At 41.1% G+C, this 16,780-nt stretch carries 15 protein-coding genes; all 15 read right to left on the bottom strand.

Annotated features, from left to right (window positions below):
• Window positions 1-780: lipopolysaccharide biosynthesis protein (locus ICN23_RS05970; protein WP_216231316.1), on the bottom strand; the 780-nt coding region annotated here is incomplete at its 3' end.
• Between the two features lie 18 nt (window positions 781-798).
• The gene (locus ICN23_RS05965) at window positions 799-1,932 is read right to left on the bottom strand and encodes a methyltransferase domain-containing protein (protein WP_216231315.1); all 1,134 of its coding nucleotides are present in this window, start codon (window positions 1,930-1,932) and stop codon (window positions 799-801) included.
• On the bottom strand, window positions 1,933-3,456 hold the full coding sequence (locus ICN23_RS05960) for an aminoglycoside phosphotransferase family protein (RefSeq protein WP_216231314.1): 1,524 nt from the start codon (window positions 3,454-3,456) through the stop codon (window positions 1,933-1,935). It abuts the gene before it with no gap.
• A 44-nt stretch (window positions 3,457-3,500) separates the two neighbouring features.
• Complete coding sequence (locus ICN23_RS05955) at window positions 3,501-3,845, bottom strand: cupin domain-containing protein (protein WP_216231313.1); 345 nt, start codon at window positions 3,843-3,845, stop codon at window positions 3,501-3,503.
• 26 nt (window positions 3,846-3,871) lie between these two features.
• Complete coding sequence (locus ICN23_RS05950) at window positions 3,872-4,696, bottom strand: hypothetical protein (RefSeq protein ID WP_216231312.1); 825 nt, start codon at window positions 4,694-4,696, stop codon at window positions 3,872-3,874.
• 1 nt (window position 4,697) lies between these two features.
• On the bottom strand, window positions 4,698-5,864 hold the full coding sequence (locus tag ICN23_RS05945; protein ID WP_216231311.1) for a class II D-tagatose-bisphosphate aldolase non-catalytic subunit: 1,167 nt from the start codon (window positions 5,862-5,864) through the stop codon (window positions 4,698-4,700).
• Window positions 5,861-6,391 carry an HAD hydrolase family protein gene (locus ICN23_RS05940; protein WP_216231310.1) on the bottom strand — a complete coding sequence of 177 codons (531 nt, stop codon included), beginning with the start codon at window positions 6,389-6,391 and terminating at the stop codon, window positions 5,861-5,863. The genes ICN23_RS05945 and ICN23_RS05940 overlap by 4 nt, the downstream gene beginning before the upstream one ends.
• 97 nt (window positions 6,392-6,488) lie before the next feature.
• Window positions 6,489-7,352 (bottom strand): Wzz/FepE/Etk N-terminal domain-containing protein, encoded by an 864-nt coding sequence (locus ICN23_RS05935; protein WP_216231309.1) that lies wholly within the window; start codon window positions 7,350-7,352, stop codon window positions 6,489-6,491.
• Window positions 7,353-7,404: 52 nt separating this feature from the next.
• Entirely contained in the window at window positions 7,405-8,739 is a 1,335-nt protein-coding gene (locus tag ICN23_RS05930; RefSeq protein ID WP_216231308.1) for a hypothetical protein, read from the bottom strand.
• 175 nt (window positions 8,740-8,914) lie between these two features.
• A complete protein-coding gene (locus tag ICN23_RS05925; RefSeq protein ID WP_370624758.1) occupies window positions 8,915-10,819 on the bottom strand; it encodes a polysaccharide biosynthesis protein in 1,905 nt (634 codons plus the stop codon).
• A gap of 24 nt (window positions 10,820-10,843) precedes the next feature.
• The gene (locus ICN23_RS10095; RefSeq protein ID WP_370624757.1) at window positions 10,844-12,562 is read right to left on the bottom strand and encodes a sugar transferase; all 1,719 of its coding nucleotides are present in this window, start codon (window positions 12,560-12,562) and stop codon (window positions 10,844-10,846) included.
• Between the two features lie 43 nt (window positions 12,563-12,605).
• Window positions 12,606-13,421 (bottom strand): glycosyltransferase family 2 protein, encoded by an 816-nt coding sequence (locus tag ICN23_RS05915; protein WP_255532773.1) that lies wholly within the window; start codon window positions 13,419-13,421, stop codon window positions 12,606-12,608.
• Window positions 13,421-14,569 carry a glycosyltransferase family 1 protein gene (locus tag ICN23_RS05910; RefSeq protein ID WP_216231306.1) on the bottom strand — a complete coding sequence of 383 codons (1,149 nt, stop codon included), beginning with the start codon at window positions 14,567-14,569 and terminating at the stop codon, window positions 13,421-13,423. Before ICN23_RS05910 ends, ICN23_RS05915 begins: the two co-directional genes overlap by 1 nt.
• Window positions 14,566-16,077 (bottom strand): lipid II flippase MurJ, encoded by a 1,512-nt coding sequence (locus ICN23_RS05905; RefSeq protein WP_216231305.1) that lies wholly within the window; start codon window positions 16,075-16,077, stop codon window positions 14,566-14,568. The genes ICN23_RS05910 and ICN23_RS05905 overlap by 4 nt, the downstream gene beginning before the upstream one ends.
• Window positions 16,078-16,108: 31 nt before the next feature.
• Entirely contained in the window at window positions 16,109-16,777 is a 669-nt protein-coding gene (locus tag ICN23_RS05900; protein ID WP_216231304.1) for a bifunctional 2-polyprenyl-6-hydroxyphenol methylase/3-demethylubiquinol 3-O-methyltransferase UbiG, read from the bottom strand.
• Window positions 16,778-16,780 lie beyond the last annotated feature (3 nt).

The raw sequence follows: 16,780 nt of genomic DNA, 5'->3' as shown, positions 1-16,780 counted from the left end.
CTCCAATATTTTAACAATAGAGCCTATAGAAAAACCCACAGCATACAGTCCAAGCTCGTAATTAGACAATAGACCAGCAATTAAAAATTTATCAACCGCAGATGATATTGCACCACCCATCGCATGAGGCGTCAATGGAATTCCAAAACTTAGAATTTCATTTATTCTCTGGGTTTTTATTTTCAATACTAAATCTTTTGATTTTAATAATGTAATTATTGAAATTATTGAAAAAATAAATGTGTTAATTATAATTCCATAAATCGCTCCGGCTGCACCGAGATTAAAATATGCTGTAAATAATAAAATAAATATTAATCTTGCAACATTCCTCGAAATGTCAAATATTCCAAAGCTAAGTATTTTATTCTGCATTCGATTAACAAGAAGCTTTGCAGCAAAAGACTCATCAATAACTACCAATAAACACGCTATGAACTGCCAAAAAGTTGACAGTCCAATTAATTCACTTACTATGTCTCCAATATAACTTAAGCTCATTAGAGAAAATAGCAAGGATGTAACAGCAACCAAAAATAAACAAGTTGATAGGTAAACTGCCCTATCTTCTGCAATACTGTAGTAAGATCTTGCATAAGCAGTTAATGCAGAAATAGATATTAATGCACCTATTGACGCATAGTATGCAAAAAAAAGTGTAATAAAGCCATAATCCTCGGGACTGAGTAATCGAGTCATTATGGGAATCATCACCAAAGAAAATCCAGCATTAATTATGCTAATAGCCAAATATCCGATTGATGATCTAGTTAATCCCATAATTTTTATATTAAATTATTATAGGAATATGATATTTTTATTAATCTCATTAATTATTTGATTTTTTATTTCTTCGTTATAAATACCGGCCCTGAGAATTACAACAGCACTGTCTTTTCCTTTTAGCTCTTCAGGTCCGTATATCTTTAAATTTGTGCCATACAGTCTTTTATTGCATTTCTCAGGATCGTTATCAAGAATTCCGATTATGTTTTTTTGATCCAGGCCGTATGCAAGTAAATACTGGGTAAATATGTGGGCTCCAAACAAATAAACATCACCCTCTGTATTTTTCAAAGCTATATTTAAATCCCAAATAAGGTCTTCGTAGAATTTTACGAACTCCTCATAAATAGACTTATTCTTATCATAAAGGTCGTCCGGGAGATCGAAGGGGCGAACTTCACGGTCCTTAATTGTTTCGTAGAAAATACTATGGCCATCCATAAAATCTACTTTCGCCAGCACTTTAAACCCATGCTTTGCAAGCAAATACTCAATATACACATCTGTAAGAAATATAGAATGCTCAAAATTTATACAGTTCGTATATTTTCTCTTCAGCCATTCCAGTAAATTTGGCACTGAAAAGATCATCTTCTGGCCTTCCTCAATAAATCGGCCGAGATTTGCCATGAAAACATCTGGCTCGTACATATGCTCAAAAACATGTGAGTGGACAACAGTGTCATGCCCCCTATAGAAAACAAAGCTCTCATCAAAGTAACCCTTGATAAATTCTGCCTTACAACCAACTACAGGGGATGGATTTGGCTCTAATATTGTCCATGGTATTGTCCCGTAACTTTCGTATTCCCTTGACAGAATCCCATGGGCACCACCAATCTCTAAAATGGATGCCGGTGAACGTTCGCAGATAAATTTGGCGAACGCTTTATGGTGCTTCATCCATGTTGGCCCAATTGCGCTTGTTGTTGTTTGAGCTTGGTATAAGACATTTAGAGGCAAAAGTTTTTTTAGCTGGATCACGCCAGATTCACGTGCGATAGACCAAGACATATCTGCACATAAATCATTTCTCCGATCAAAATCAACTGCTCCCATAAAAACAGGAAAATTATGTAGCGTATGCAAGTCATCTAAATCTGAAGAGCCTGTAACTACATCATGGGTCCGTTCAATTAATTTCATTTAAAACTCCAATTCCTTTTTTAGCATTGATTTACCCAGCACAAATAGAAGCAGGCTATAGGGCTTGTGATGTAAAGCCGCTATGTTCAGATAAATCAAAGCCGTCATAACCCGGACTTTTTTAGTATCGTATCCATTACCTTCAAGCCAATGATAAAAATAACTCTCACATTCCACGAGCACTTGTTTTCTTAAGAAACCATAGTTAATTTCAGCTCGACTCCAATCAACGCGATAAAAATTTTTAGCAATAAGCTCATGACTAATAATTAAACCGTGCAGTAACTTCGAAAAATCATAATAAATATCGCCTACCGAGATATCTCCACCAAAATCTTGCCGCCAATCCAAAAAAGTAAATTTCTGATTTGCGGATGTCCAAAGAATATTTTCAAAGTGAAAGTCTCCATGGAATCTACCTGCTAAGCCATCTGACAACCATTCCCAATCTACGGCATCCAATAAATCTTTTAGCAAAGGCATGTCTAGACCATTAATAACCTCCACGCCATCTTGCCGAGAGAAATTCTTGTAAAACAATTCAACGCGCTCATAAGTTTTATCCCTATAAAAACGCATACATGTTTTTTTAAAAGAAAGCTGGTCTTTCTCATTGAGATCTTTCAATCTCCAAAACTCGCTTGAATGCTCCAGTAACTTTTCAAACAAAGGCAAGTTAACTACATCAGAAAAAACTCTACCGTCTACCTTGGCATAGCGGTACATATTCAGACCACTTCCAGTGATGCTGGGTACAAAACCCTCCAATTCTTTTACGCGTTCCACTCTATTGGAAATAAATTTTTTATCGTCGGAAAATTTAATCGCATGGTCACCTGAAAACCAAATAGCCTCATTCGCCTTCTCTAGAATATTAGGCCCGTCAGGCTCACGATAAAATTCTCTAGTTCGATTTAAGGCATCAATATTTCCAGTGTCATGCCATGTAAAAGATTTAGCCTCAATACCTTTTGACAATAATGCACGCAGACCATGTGCCTCTCCAGTTTGAATTGCTTTAGGGCCACCAGACTCCATTGCCATCCAAAATGCCTCATGATCAGCGATTCCCGCTAGTCCAATATAAGGCTTGCAGCCCGGAAACTTACCTACCCCTTTTTCGCAGATCTCAATAACCTGATCATATGCAACTTCTAAAGTTCTGTAGGGATCAAGATCTTGCACCTCGGCATAGCCCATCCAATTCTTATACGGAGGAGGAATAAACTCAGCCACCAAGGTATCGCAAGAAATAAAAATAAAGGGCTCCTGAAGATACTGTTTGCATGCAAGCAAACTTAATCCCAAGCCCGAACCCTCTCCCTCAAATGGATCTACATGTGCGTAATCAAAATGACGATCAGGATATGCAAGCCCCAAAAATTCTTGAACAAGATTTCCTTTATGGCCTAGCGCAATAACAAACTTGGCATCTGCAGGAAACTGCTCTATTAAATGGCAAATTGTGGGGCGATTGGCTATACCGACTAATGATTTGTTGAGATAACGAGTTAGCCCTCCCAATCTTGAGCCAGTTCCCGCAGTGGGGATGCATACCTTGTAACTCATTACTGAGCCCGTTGATAATCATCCACCAATCTAACAACGTCATCCATCTCGGGAGTCGATGCCTCTAAGTACACACTGTCTTCAACACCTTCCATGCGGTGAATCAGTCCAGGTGGAATGGTGATGGTGTCGCCAGCATAGTAAAGCTTTTCAATCAACGCATCTTGAGTTTGTCCTTGAAAAATTTTCAAAACACCCGAGAGTACATAGATTGTTTCTTTTTTAAGATTGTGATATTGCAAACTACAGCGATGACCAGCCCACATAGTTAATTTCTTAACCATGTATTTATCATTAATCTCAACAACCTCTTCGCGCCCCCAAGGCTTTTCAATAACCTGCATTTTTCAATCCTTCAATCATTTAAATATTAAATTTTGTGAGCACTATATTCAGGATGGAACTCAAAAAACCTATCGTAAAAAGATTTGACATATTGCTGCATGGACCAGCGACTGTTAAATCCATATTTGTTACGAAGCCAATCTTTCCCTTCGGAAACATATAGTCGAAGATTTTCTTGATAATCTTCAGTCTTGATGAGATCTGCCTGGTTGATTAAATATGACTCATTCTCGCCAGCCCATACTGCGGAAGTAATGGCAGCAGCCCAATCATTTGCGTAGGCCTTGGCAATCAATTCAGACTCACTTAAGTAGCCCCTGAAATTTTCACCGTCAAATAAGAAATTCATAAAATCTGGTTTATTGATATTGCACACAGATTCAATAAATTCTCTACGCAATAAAAAGGAGTTGTTATGAATAAACCAAAAGTATTTGGTTTGCTCTTTCTCTAAGAGCAGCTTCTCGCCCCAGCGCTCAGAGCAGGGGGACAGGATGCCTAGCTTAGGGTGTTCATCCATGATTTTCATCAAGGGCGCTACCGTCGCTAATTGCTGTAGCTCAGTATCATTGGTAAGCAAGAAGAATGCGTCATAGTTTTTAAACTTATCTTCTTTCCAGAGCTGGCTTAAGCCAAAATTCATGCCTCGCCCATAGCGCAGCCCATGCTGAGTAGCCTCATCCCAGTTAGCGTGCCACGAACTATGCTTAGTCAATTTAGATGCATCAGAGCCTGCTTCAACGATAAAAATATCAGTTGTATCACCATCAAAATTTTTGAGGTGGTCGTATAAACGTTCTGTTACCTCGGGGAGGTTTCTATTGAGAATAATTGTCGCAACGCGTGCCAATTTAAACCCCCGCCATTCTGAAATTTTTCATGTATCGGAAAATACTTTTCTTCACTTCATTTTTTAAAAACAAATCAAGATCGATCTGTTTTTTAGCTAGATCTTTTCTTGCTTTTGCTTTGAGCTCATCACATCCCGGCTTAGAAAATACATAATGCCCAGAAATAATGGAACGATCTCGGTCGGTCGCTGTAGTTTCATCTAACATCCACTTTTCCCATTTCCTAGAATCGTACGAAAGCTTTAAGAAGTCATCCGCCAAACCCTGGAGATTATTTTTTTCCAAAACATCGAGCAAGGCCAATGTCTCAGCTACACCAAATTCAGGAGCCACATTGGCAGCATGAATTCCCAGCCTAGGGTGCCACTGCAAGGCTTCATCTGATAAGTAATCAGTATTGTGCTCTTTCATCATAATTCCATAACGATTGCAAATTTCAATCATCTTTGGAACCTGGATTTCTGCGGGTAATTCGTTGGCAACTCTCAGTGGCGTATCGAATGAGCCCACATTTCGAGTTTCCATCACCCGTGTCCCTGTTTGTATGACTACAAATGAAGGTTGAGGGATATTATTTTTTTTGCAAAACTTGAGTAACTCATTCAGCGTATAGTCCAGTTCTTCTTGAGTGTTCGTGCTACCGCTTTGCTCTTCGGTGCCCACTTCAAAAATCACTTCGCGGCCTAAGCGCTGAGCATGGGTCCAGCAATAGTCATATAGGTCGAACACTCGATCCAAAATTTCATCTACGTTCGGAGAGCTATGAATATCGACGCTAGGATCAATATGCAGCACCTGAAAACCAGCTTCTAAGTCCCGTAAATAGGATAATTTAGCTGAATCCATCGCTCTGCGAAAACTTAAATTTTCACCTACCTCTTTAATACTTTGCCATGGGCCACCATGATCGCGCGCCAATAAGATCTTACCTTTTTGGTCATTATCAATCACATACTTTGCAAATTCTTGAGTGGTCCAGTTATTGACATAACCACCACCAAACTCTTCAGAGTCAATTTGACGGCGACTAGCAATGAGTAGTAGGGGCGCTTCATAGTCATTGGCAAGCTCTATTGCAGCGTCTACACAATTTAAACTCATCGGGCCCACACCCAATAAAGTACATCGCTTCTTATCTAAAAAAGTATTGAGTCTTTGATGCATCATACGGTCCACTCTCCAGAGAGTTTAATTTGAGAATCTGGTAAGGCCTGGGGATTAAATGGAGTGAAAAATTTCTCCATAATGTGCAAACAAGCTTCTGCTACAGCCCTATCCCCGCCGGATCTTTCAGTTACGAAATCAGCATGCTCCTTAGCCAACTTATCTCCATTAGCGGGAGAGATCGCATAACCGACTTCACGCATGACATAGTGGTCAAATATTCCATCGCCCATATAAATCACGTCTTCAAGGGAGTAGCGCTCTTTAATCCAATCAACCCGACGAATAGTGCTAACGAGCTCTAAAGGAAATTTCATATCCTCGACAATTCTCTTGTGAGAAATAGCAAATCCCTTTTTGTCCCCTGTAACAAAGCGAATTTCAAGATCGTTTTTTAAAAGGGAGAGGCCATCGTTATCATCTGGGCCAAAGATCTTCATGACTTTGCCTTCAGAGGTATAGAGAAAATGACCGGTAGTCATCACACCATCGACATCTAAGATAAAGCACTTAGGTTTCTTAATTAGCATTTATATAAAGCTTTAAAAAAATTATCTGGGATCTATAAATAAAGTTATGCGCCCGCTAATGCCCGATCCCGCAGTCTTATTCGCGCTGGATCGATCTTCACTGGACCCCCTGCTTTTGCTCTTGCATACCTGCTTTGAGCTTAATCGATAGTTGCCGAGCCAAAGCCAGCATTAACCCCAAAAAGAGTCCGCCAAATAATCCTGCTGCTAGTGCCACCCGCTTTTTGGGTGCGATGGGGGTGTCGCTGGCATAGATCGGAGCAATTAACCGGGTAGCTCTGCTCTGGTTGCTGGTGACCACATTCTTGAGGGCGGTAATTTCGTCGAGTAGGAAGCGGATCTCGTCCCTGGTCGACAGGTAGGCCGCCCCTATGGCGGAGCCAGACTTGTCCGTCTTGGCGACTAGGTCCTTGGCCTTGGCCAGGCGCTCAATATCGTCGGCCAACTTGAGCTTAGCCTCCTCGACGAAGGGGGCCAATAGTTGCGCTTGGGTGGTTTTAATCAGCCCAAAGATCGCCTGCGCGCATATCAATGCTGCTTCTGGGGATTTGCCAAAGGTCTTGAGCTCCACGACGTTGGCAATCCCCTTGGGTGGCACTAATTTAATGGATTTGGATAGCGTTGCGGCTGCATTGGCACCCTCTTTGACACCACAGGCACCTACAACTTGCGCGGGGAAGCTCGTGGGCTGGGAGAGCCGGGCGATCAGCAGGGATGGCTCCTCGATGTTAATCCCCAGGGGGGTTAGGTTGTTGTTGTTATTGTTGTTAGCGGTGCCAATTTGCGCCATGGCGACTTGGGCAACGGCCTCGTACTGCCTGGGGGTCACCGCTAGGTATGACGCAGCCATGGCTAATCCAGCCACGCCAAGAGTCAAGATGGTTTTGTAGGCGTCCTTGATAAAATGCAGGACGTCGAGCAGGGAGATTTCAGACTGGTCGGGATGCACGTTTTCGCTCATAGACTCTATATTTTAGACGTAGCAGCTACGTGGCAATTATATTAATCATAACTTATTTTTCTGCAGCTACGCCAGAATATTCTTTTAAATCTAGAGAGCTATAACCAATCCAGAACCCTAAATAAAAACTCCCTGACAGGGTTTGAAACTGATTGGTTAGTATATCGAGCGTACAGAGTGCTATTACAACCGCTAAACCAATTTTTGCACTAATTTCTTGAGGGTGATATTTGAAATACTGAGTAGCCCTAAAAAGCGTGCATGCAATAAAACCATAAAAAAGAACGACCAGTATCCAGCCGCCTTTCAAATAGAGCGCAAAGGGTTGGGAGTGCACGTAATTTCCTGGATTTTGCGTAGCAGGGCTAAAACACAGGGCCCCCATTCCAAGACCAGTTAACCAATGGTCATTAACGCAACGAATGACATCTAGATATTCAGCCATTTTTAACGCCACTGACATTGAGTTTAATAATGGTATCTGGCCACTCGCCATCTTATCGACTATCCCACCATTAAGGAACCACCAACCATTATTCGCCAAGATATCCATTCCTGGGAAAGCCCTCAAAGAGTCTGTTGGGTTTGGGGAAAGGGCATCGCGGCCAATGAATAAATAAAGGCTGATAAAAAATATGCCCAATAAAATCCCCACGAAAGAATATTTTTTAAGGCTTGCTTTTGAAAGAAAGCAGCCAAGAAAAATACAGCAAGGTATTATTGCAAAATAAATAGAGCGCACACCTCCAATTACAATCATCACCATTGCCAATAAAAGAGCAAGGGTTAATCTGACAGTCACTGAAGAAGTATTTTTTCGTAATAGAAGAACGCCGACTATCAGCATCAACGCACTAATTAGAAATGGATTTTGACCACGGAGAATAATTTTTGGAATTGTTCCGTATGTGGCAGTTCCAATAAAAAATCCAAGGCCATCATTTAATGCCTGGATCTTATATAACCACATCCATAAGATCTTGCCAGAGAACAACATGAGAATGAGGGTGATTATTGCTACCAACTGCATCAGACTTACTTTGGAAGCGATTTTCTTGCCAAAGAAGAGTCCAAATAGCATGACAAAAAATGCCCCCAGATCGAGATAAACATCATACAAAGAATACTCACCCAAATGCGGCAATGTATTCAGAACACAGTAAAGCGTAATTAATAACCACCAAAATTGCGTAGTATTTTTTTCAAGAATAAAAGTCTTAAATTGCCTCCAGTACACCAGAGTTAGTAGAACGGCAAGCAGAATGAAACCTGAAGGATTTTTGAAGTAAAGGCGAAATGATTCCCCAAAAAATGGAGCATAGCCTAAAAAAATCAGCGTCAGAATTTGAGGAGAAAATCTCCTTAGCGTATCTATAAGAGAATTCAATATTGTTGTATAGCTTTTGAAGTAAAAAGGTGTTTGTATTGTATATTGATGATATAACTATCCAATTTTTATAAAACTCGGGCCAGTTTTTTATATTGCAATATATTTGACGTAGACTTCACTTCAAACAAGTTAATTCATCATCTAAAACATCATCTTAAAACTATCTCTAGTTTTATTTCTTGACATCTGGCTGATAGCCCCTTACCAGGGAGCGTAATACTGCCTTAACTTGATCTGCGTCTTGGCCGATAGCAAGTTTTAATTCCCTCAACTGCTCCTCAAGCTCAGCCAAGGATGAAAACTCTTCATGGGCCTTCAATATTCGGGGGTGTGTAGTTGCAACTGGGTTATCCCCTATGAGCAACTCTTCATAGAGTTTCTCTCCAGGGCGCAAACCAGTGATAGCAATTTCTATATCCCCTGCAGGATTATCTTCATCAAGGATTTCCAAACCAGATAATTCAATCATATGCCTTGCTAAATCAATAATTTTTACCGACTCTCCCATATCGAGCACAAAAACATCACCACCGCTAGCCATTGCACTAGCTTGCAAAACAAGTTGAGCCGCTTCAGGGATAGTCATGAAATAGCGGGTTACCTCAGGATGTGTCAACGTGATTGGACCACCATCACGTATTTGCTGTCTGAATAACGGCACAACAGAGCCAGATGAGTCCAATACATTGCCAAAGCGAACCATGGAGAAAATTGTTCGGGTGCTTTGCTGATTATTTTCACCATCAAAGTTTATTGCCTGCAAAATCATTTCTGCTATACGCTTTGTTGCCCCCATGACATTCGTTGGTCGAACCGCCTTGTCTGTACTAATTAAAACAAAATAAGGCACACCTAATTTCTCAGCAAGCTTGGCGCAAACTAATGTTCCAAAAACATTGTTCTCAATTCCTTCTGAAATATTTTCCTCAACCAATGGCACATGCTTATATGCAGCAGCATGAAAGACAATGTGGGGTTTCCAGGTTGTGAATATTTGTTCAATTAAGTCGCTATTTCTGACTGATGCCAAAATAGAAATAACCTGAGTAGCCAAGCCTGGCTGACTTTCCAATTGTTTTTGAAGGTCCTGCTGTATGGCGTACAGGGCAAACTCATTCTGCTCAACCAATACTAGGGTTGTGGGGTGGCATTTCAATGCTTGACGACACAACTCACTACCAATCGATCCTCCGGCACCCGTTACCAAAACTACTTTGTTTTCAATATTCTTTGCCAACAAATTCATATCCGGGGCAACAGGCTCCCTACCCAATAAGTCCTCAATGTCTAAGTCACGCAGATCGGCCGTCTTTACCTTACCCGAAGCTAATTCAGTAATACTGGGCAAGGTTTGAACAGAAACCCTGGATTGTGAGATGCGCTTTAAAATTTGATTTCTATTTTTTCTACCAAGCGATGGTAAAGCCAGCAATACATCGCTGATGGCCAATGTTGTTACTAAATTGGGTAAGTCATTTGGGTTATAGATAGGAATATTATTTAGAACCCGACCTTGTAAACTTGGATCATCATCCAAGAATCCGACAACTCTCATTTGTCTGCTATTTCTTAATGCGGCAGATAATTCTCTTCCAGCTGATCCAGCTCCATAGATTAATACGCGGGGTAAGGAGCCAATCCGTAATTGCTGGCGATAAGAATCACCTAGCCAATGACTTGCAACTACCCTCGAAATGCCAATGGCAATCATTAGCAAGATGGGTTGGATTAATCCGAGAGTTCGCGGCACCCCCTGAAAACCCATGGCAGCGATAAAAATCGCATAGAAAAAACCATACAAAGCCACAGCCTTTAAAGCTGCTAATAAAGTTGGCCAGCCAGAATGACGAAAAATTACTCGGTACAGCCCGCTGACAGCAAAGATGGGTAAGGCTAAGGCAAGCGAAGATAAAACAGCAACCATAGGCTCGCCACGCAATGAAACCCAATAGCCCATGCGCAAATAGTAAGCAAGCCAAATTGTAAAAATGCATAAAAATGCATCTACACCAAAAACAATAATTCTCTTTAGTGGCCTTGGCATACCCAAGATTGGCATGATGAATTGATTAAACACTATAGGGTGCCTTGGCTAAATTGTTTAATGGGATACCCCATCCCGCCGAATGACTTTTAAAAAGGTTAACCACATTATATAAATATCAAATGGCGTTGACTGTCTATTGAGGTACTCTTGGTCATAGCCCACTTTTTCCGATAAACCGAGCTCATCTCTGCCATTCACTTGCGCCCACCCAGTAAGGCCAGGCTTAAGCAGATCTATACCCAATGCTGAACGCATCTCAATTAAATCGGTCTGATTAAATAATGCAGGTCTAGGCCCTACAAAACTCATCTTACCCACCAAGATACACCACAATTGCGGCAATTCATCCAAGCTCGTTTTCCGCAGAAACCCACCTAAAACAGTAAGGTGTGAACTAGGGTCATGCAGTAAATGGGTTGCCAATGCAGGAGTGTTCGTTCTCATCGTACGAAATTTTGGCATCTGGAATGTTTCATTATTTTCACCAATACGATTAGACCAATAAAGAATAGGCCTACCGGAAGTGACTAGAACACAAAGTCCAACTAAGAAAATTGGTATGGCGAAAATAATTATTGAAATTACCGAAAGGGCCAAGTCAATAACCCGTTTGAGCAACTGATGATGTAATTGCTTTCTTGTTTTTACTTTTCGATAGAAATCTAACCAAGCCTGGGTGACAAGAATGCTAGAAAATTTTTCCTGTGCATAAATTTGGGCCTGATCCCCCAAACGAATTCGGGCAGATTTATCAGAAAGCATAAATAACATCGCTTTAAATAATTCGTCCACACTGCCAACAGAACAAAGTAACCCAGTCTGTTGATCAATTACTGCATCTATTACGCCAGGAATTCGATAAGCAATAGCAGGCAATCCACATGCAGCAGCCTCAATAATGACAGAACCAAAACCCTCGCGGTAACTTGGTAAAACTAATACGTCGGCGGCTGCCATATAGCGCTCAGGAGCGAAAGTGGAGCCCATCCAAATAATATTAGAGCCACATAAATCAGAACTGTTACTGAGTTGCGCTTGGACCCCCTCCTCATCTGGTCCTACTATCCATAACGCTGTTTCACCTGAGTCATGATTAATTTCTTTAAATGCCTGGAGTAAATCAAAGATGCCCTTATCTTTGCATAAACGGCCGACAAATAAGTAAACACAAGTCTTTTCATTGGCGCCATACTCACTGCGCAAATGATCTCGTATCTGAGAGTCACTTTTAAATCTCTTCAAGTTCACGCCAGATATTGAACCAGAGCCCAGTATAGAAATTCCATTTTTCTTGGCTATTTTTTGATCTACTAAATAGTTAATTTGAGAGGGGCTATCTGCAAAGGTCTTACTACTAGCCAAAACAATCAGGCGATCAATTTTTTTAAAGAAGTTCCTACGCAGTCCTTGGTAATTTGCCCAAACTTGACCAGTAAAGGTATGGAAACGATTTGGCGTACCAGAGACAAGAGCTGCGGTCATCGCCAATAAACCCGCCTTAGGCGTAACACTATGAATAGCATCGAATCGATTTTTGATGAAAACGCAATAAAGAATCCAAAAAGCTTTTATATCAGCAAATAAAGAGATCTTGCGCTCTAAAGGAACATCAATTATTCGAATGTTATATGTTGCTAAAGCGGGAGAGCACTCATAAAGACTCAAGTTCATGCAAAGTGTTACTTCATGTTCTTTGGATAGCTCTCGCAAATGATCCAATAGGAATCCATTAACTGTAAATGGAGTGGCAACAACAAAACAAATGGAGCTCATAAAGCGTCTCCATAACCTTCAATCAAACTCATTATTAAAAACATTAAGCCTTACTCCTTCTAAGGCCTACTAAAGCCTGACGGCGCAAATGCTTTACATATGCCATGGCAATATAAAAAGAGTAACTCCAAAACGAAAGCTGACCTGCCGACCATAGCTTACGGTAAGTATCCTTAACACCCAAAAAGGACTCGTGAAGGTTGGCATTAAGCCCAGCTGAGCCAAAGTCAGCCTTATAAGAAAATGCAAGAGGAGCATTAATCAGGAAGATGGGTGCGCCAGTTAAGGCAATTTGCAACCAAAGCAAATAGTCTTCTGCCTGGCGCTTACCTTTAAAGAATCGTTCAGTTAGTTCCGCCTTCAACATCACCGATCGCGTTGGTAAGCAATTGCTTAACAATAAAGAGTTTAGGCTGATTTTTTGAATACTTATATTGCTGGCTACCGGAAGATCACCCTCTTTCAGTAATACCTTACTTAAATGGCCAGAGAGTACAGCCTCTGGATGAGATTTCATCAAGCCATACTGAATTTCAATTTTCTGGGGATGCCAACTGTCATCTGCATCTAAAAACGCAATATAGAGTTGAGTTGCAACACTCCATCCCAAATTTCTTGAGCTGCCAGGCCCATCGTTCTCTTCCATCTCCAGCACCACAATCTTGATTTCATTCTGATATTGGTCTTGAATTTTCTTTAGCTTTGCAACTGTCAAACCCTCATCATTACTGCAATCGTCTACTAGAATGATTTCTGCTGGTAGTAAGGTTTGCGACAAGATAGACTCCACTGCGCGCCCAATGGTAGAGGCACAGCAAAAGCAAGGGATGATTACTGAAACGGGGGCCCTAGACTTCATCATTGCAAACCATTCAAAGAAAGGGAAGTACCCCTTACCCGATTCAACACCCGAGTAATTTCATTGATGAATTTAGCTCTTACATTACTAGAGGTAAATTCTTCTTTTAATACTACAGGCTGAGGGCCCAGATTAGCTGCCGTCATAATCGCATCTGCAATTGCCTGAGAATCATGGGGGTCAAAGTAAACTGGGTAATCGCCTGCAACCTCTCGCAGAACTGCAAGATCAGAGCAAGCCAGCGGGGTACCGCATCCCATGGCCTCCAAACATACCCTGCCAAATCCCTCGCTAAACGTAGGATAGATCACGGCATCAACCGAACTGTAAGCTAAACGTAAATCAGCTTGAGATAAACGACCTAGAAAAAGAATCTTGCCAGATTCAACCAATTCCTTTGGTATAGATCCTAGAAATTGTTCGCTAGGCTCTCCAGTAATCAATAGGGTAAATTGACTTTCCCGACTCCAGATGATTCTTAAGGCAGCCATTAATCCTGAAATATTCTTACGATATTCAATACCGCCGGGATATAACAAAAGCTTCTCATTTCCACTAGGATCTATTTTTTCTCGCCAACTCCTTATTACATCCGGGGATGGCTTAGTCTCTAGAAAAATCTTATCTAAAGCGTTAGGGATCACGGAAATTTTTTCAGCAGAAACTCCCAGCACTTTAATGAGCTGTAAGCGAGTGGTGTTTGAGACGGTTATGACATGGCTAGCATGGGCCAAATTAACCCGCATCATATATAAGTAATAATTTCTGAGATGGCTGGGATATAGATGCCCCACCTCAATAAAGCAAAGATCATGAATAGTGATAGCGTAAGGAACATTTGGAGGCATACGCACATCAAAATAAGGAGAAAAAATAAAATCTGGCTTTATTTTTTTAATGGCCTTAGGAAAAATCCAATTGTCATAGACGGGATGACGCAATTGCCTAGGGATGCCAAGAGGCCATCGACAGTCCACCATCTGGGCCCCAGCAACGTCAACTTTCTTTAGACCCTCACCGCGAGGGGTTACCAAAGAAAAATGATTCTCTGGTGAACTTTCAATCCATGCGGGTAAAAATTCAGATACCCAGTGAGATATACCACCACCGTATAGTGCTAAATTTTTGGCGTCTATTGCAATCTTCATTTTATTTTCAAGATACCGATCTTCAGCGGTGGAAGAAGTCTTGCTCCCCATGCTATCAATAGATATAAAAAGCCGTATGCCAGCGCCATCAGAAATAAGCCCATCAAACCAAGAGACTCAATATAGATTGATGCTCCAAGGAGTCCCCATAAAAACATCACACAAGTTAAGGATATGATGAATCTACCGACCCACCAGGCATCACTTAAATAGTCTGAAAAACGCAATTTAATCAGCCATCCAAATACCAATATAGAGGCAATACAGCCGATCATATTTGCTACTAACCAATGATGTATGGCTAAATTAATACTATCAATTTGATAAGCAAACCTTAATGTGATTGCCCCGCTGATCGCAATCGATAAACCCACTAACATGATAGCTTTGGAGGATTTCAGGGAGATTAAGACTCTTCCGAGCAGTGTAATGATTGCGATAGGAAGTGCAGTGAATATCGTAGCCTGAAGCATTTCAGCTGTTTTTAGTGCAGCATCCTGATTGAATGCTCCCCGAACAAAAATAATACTTACTATTGGACTTGCGCAGAGATAGGCAAAACTGCAAACACCACCAAGCGCTATCAAGCTGATTTTGATGGCCAAAGCAACTTCTTTATAAAGACTATTAAAGTCATCCTTCTGAACATATCCCATAAATCGCGGCCAAAATACGCTAGCAAGTGATCCAGCAAGAATAGCAATCACGACATTCGTTAGGCTTACCCCATACTGAAACGAAGAAATGATTCCGGGGCCAAAATCAGCAAATACTGCTTTTTCGTACAGTAAATAAAGCTGTGTGGCTAAGGCGCTCATTAAAAGAGTAAAGCTTAAATAAAAGTAGCTTCTGCCTAAGCCTACTGGCCAGCTAGGTTTAAAGGCAATTTTCATTTTAAAGAATGCAGCAATCAACACGAGTGAAGTTACTAATTGGCCAAAGAGGAAGCTAATAGACAAGGCATTAATTCCAATCCAGCCACTAAAAATACCAATGCACATTAAAGAAGTACTTGCCGCTAAAACACGGGAGACCATCTGAAAAACGACTCTATGAAACGAAGTCAGGAGAGCACCTAAAGTTTCGCTAATGGCCAGCAACAGAATGCCCGGAGCCAGCCAATGAAGTTGTCTCATCACTAGGCCTTCCATTGCACTTGATGGAGAATCCCCCAACATCAGAGCGCTTAAACGCGAACCAAATACCCAGGCAGCTATCACGCCTAACGTGGCCACTAATAGCACTAGGGACATCCCCTGAGAGAAGTAGGTAGAAGCCCTACGAGGATCCGATTGTCCATGTTGATGCACGCCTGGCACCAAGGCCTCCTTCAAAGAAGCCAAAGGGAATGCTAACAAGCTCATTAAGGCAAAAGCAACCCAGTAAGAATCTAACTCGACTGAAGTACCAAAAAAATACGAAATAATAATTTGACTGGCAAAACTTAAAAGGAAGCCAGCTATCGATAGGATTGTTGTCCAACCAATATTTTTTTTCAGAGAATTCAAAGCGAGGATCTATTCATAAGAGATGAAGAGTCTAACGAAGCGCTAATTTTGAATTTTTATGGGCTCGGATCAAAAACTGGCAAACCTCTAGATCAGGACTTAACAACCGAAATGGCGCAGTAACGACTCTGCGAAAGAAAGAGTATTTGTCTCGGTTATATCCCCAATACTCTATATCAAGTCCAGCCTCATTAAATAACTTCTCGATTTCAGATCTTGTAAAAAATCGAAGATGTGTTTTATCTAACAAACCTCCATCAGGAAGGTAAGTCCATTCCCCACGGATAATTAACTTAAGTAAAAGGTTCAGATTACGAACGTTTGGAATACTCGCAATAATGGTTCCACCTGCATTTAAGCGAGCGACATAGTGAGCTAGAGTGCCCCAAGGATCAACTAAATGCTCTAGAACATCTGAAAAGATAATGCAATCAAATCCAGGAACATTATCCGGAATTCTCACTTCCTCAACACTGCCAATCCAATGTTGATGATATAAATTTTCTAAATAAGGGGTGGCCTCTGGATTGAGCTCAATGCCGTATAGCTGTGCACTATGGGTTTTGGCCAGTAGTCTGCCAATGCCCCCGTAACCACAGCCAATATCCAGTACGGATTTAGCATCCAAGGGAACAAGGCTAGCCACATCGTTACGTTCGCCGCCGTAATACACAGAGTCAACTTTAGGTATTTCGCTCATATA

This window comes from Polynucleobacter sp. MWH-Jannik1A5, from assembly GCF_018881795.1.
Lineage (GTDB): Bacteria > Pseudomonadota > Gammaproteobacteria > Burkholderiales > Burkholderiaceae > Polynucleobacter.
The sequence above is the reverse complement of the archived record's forward strand: the minus strand, read 5'-3'. Positions and strand labels throughout refer to the sequence as shown.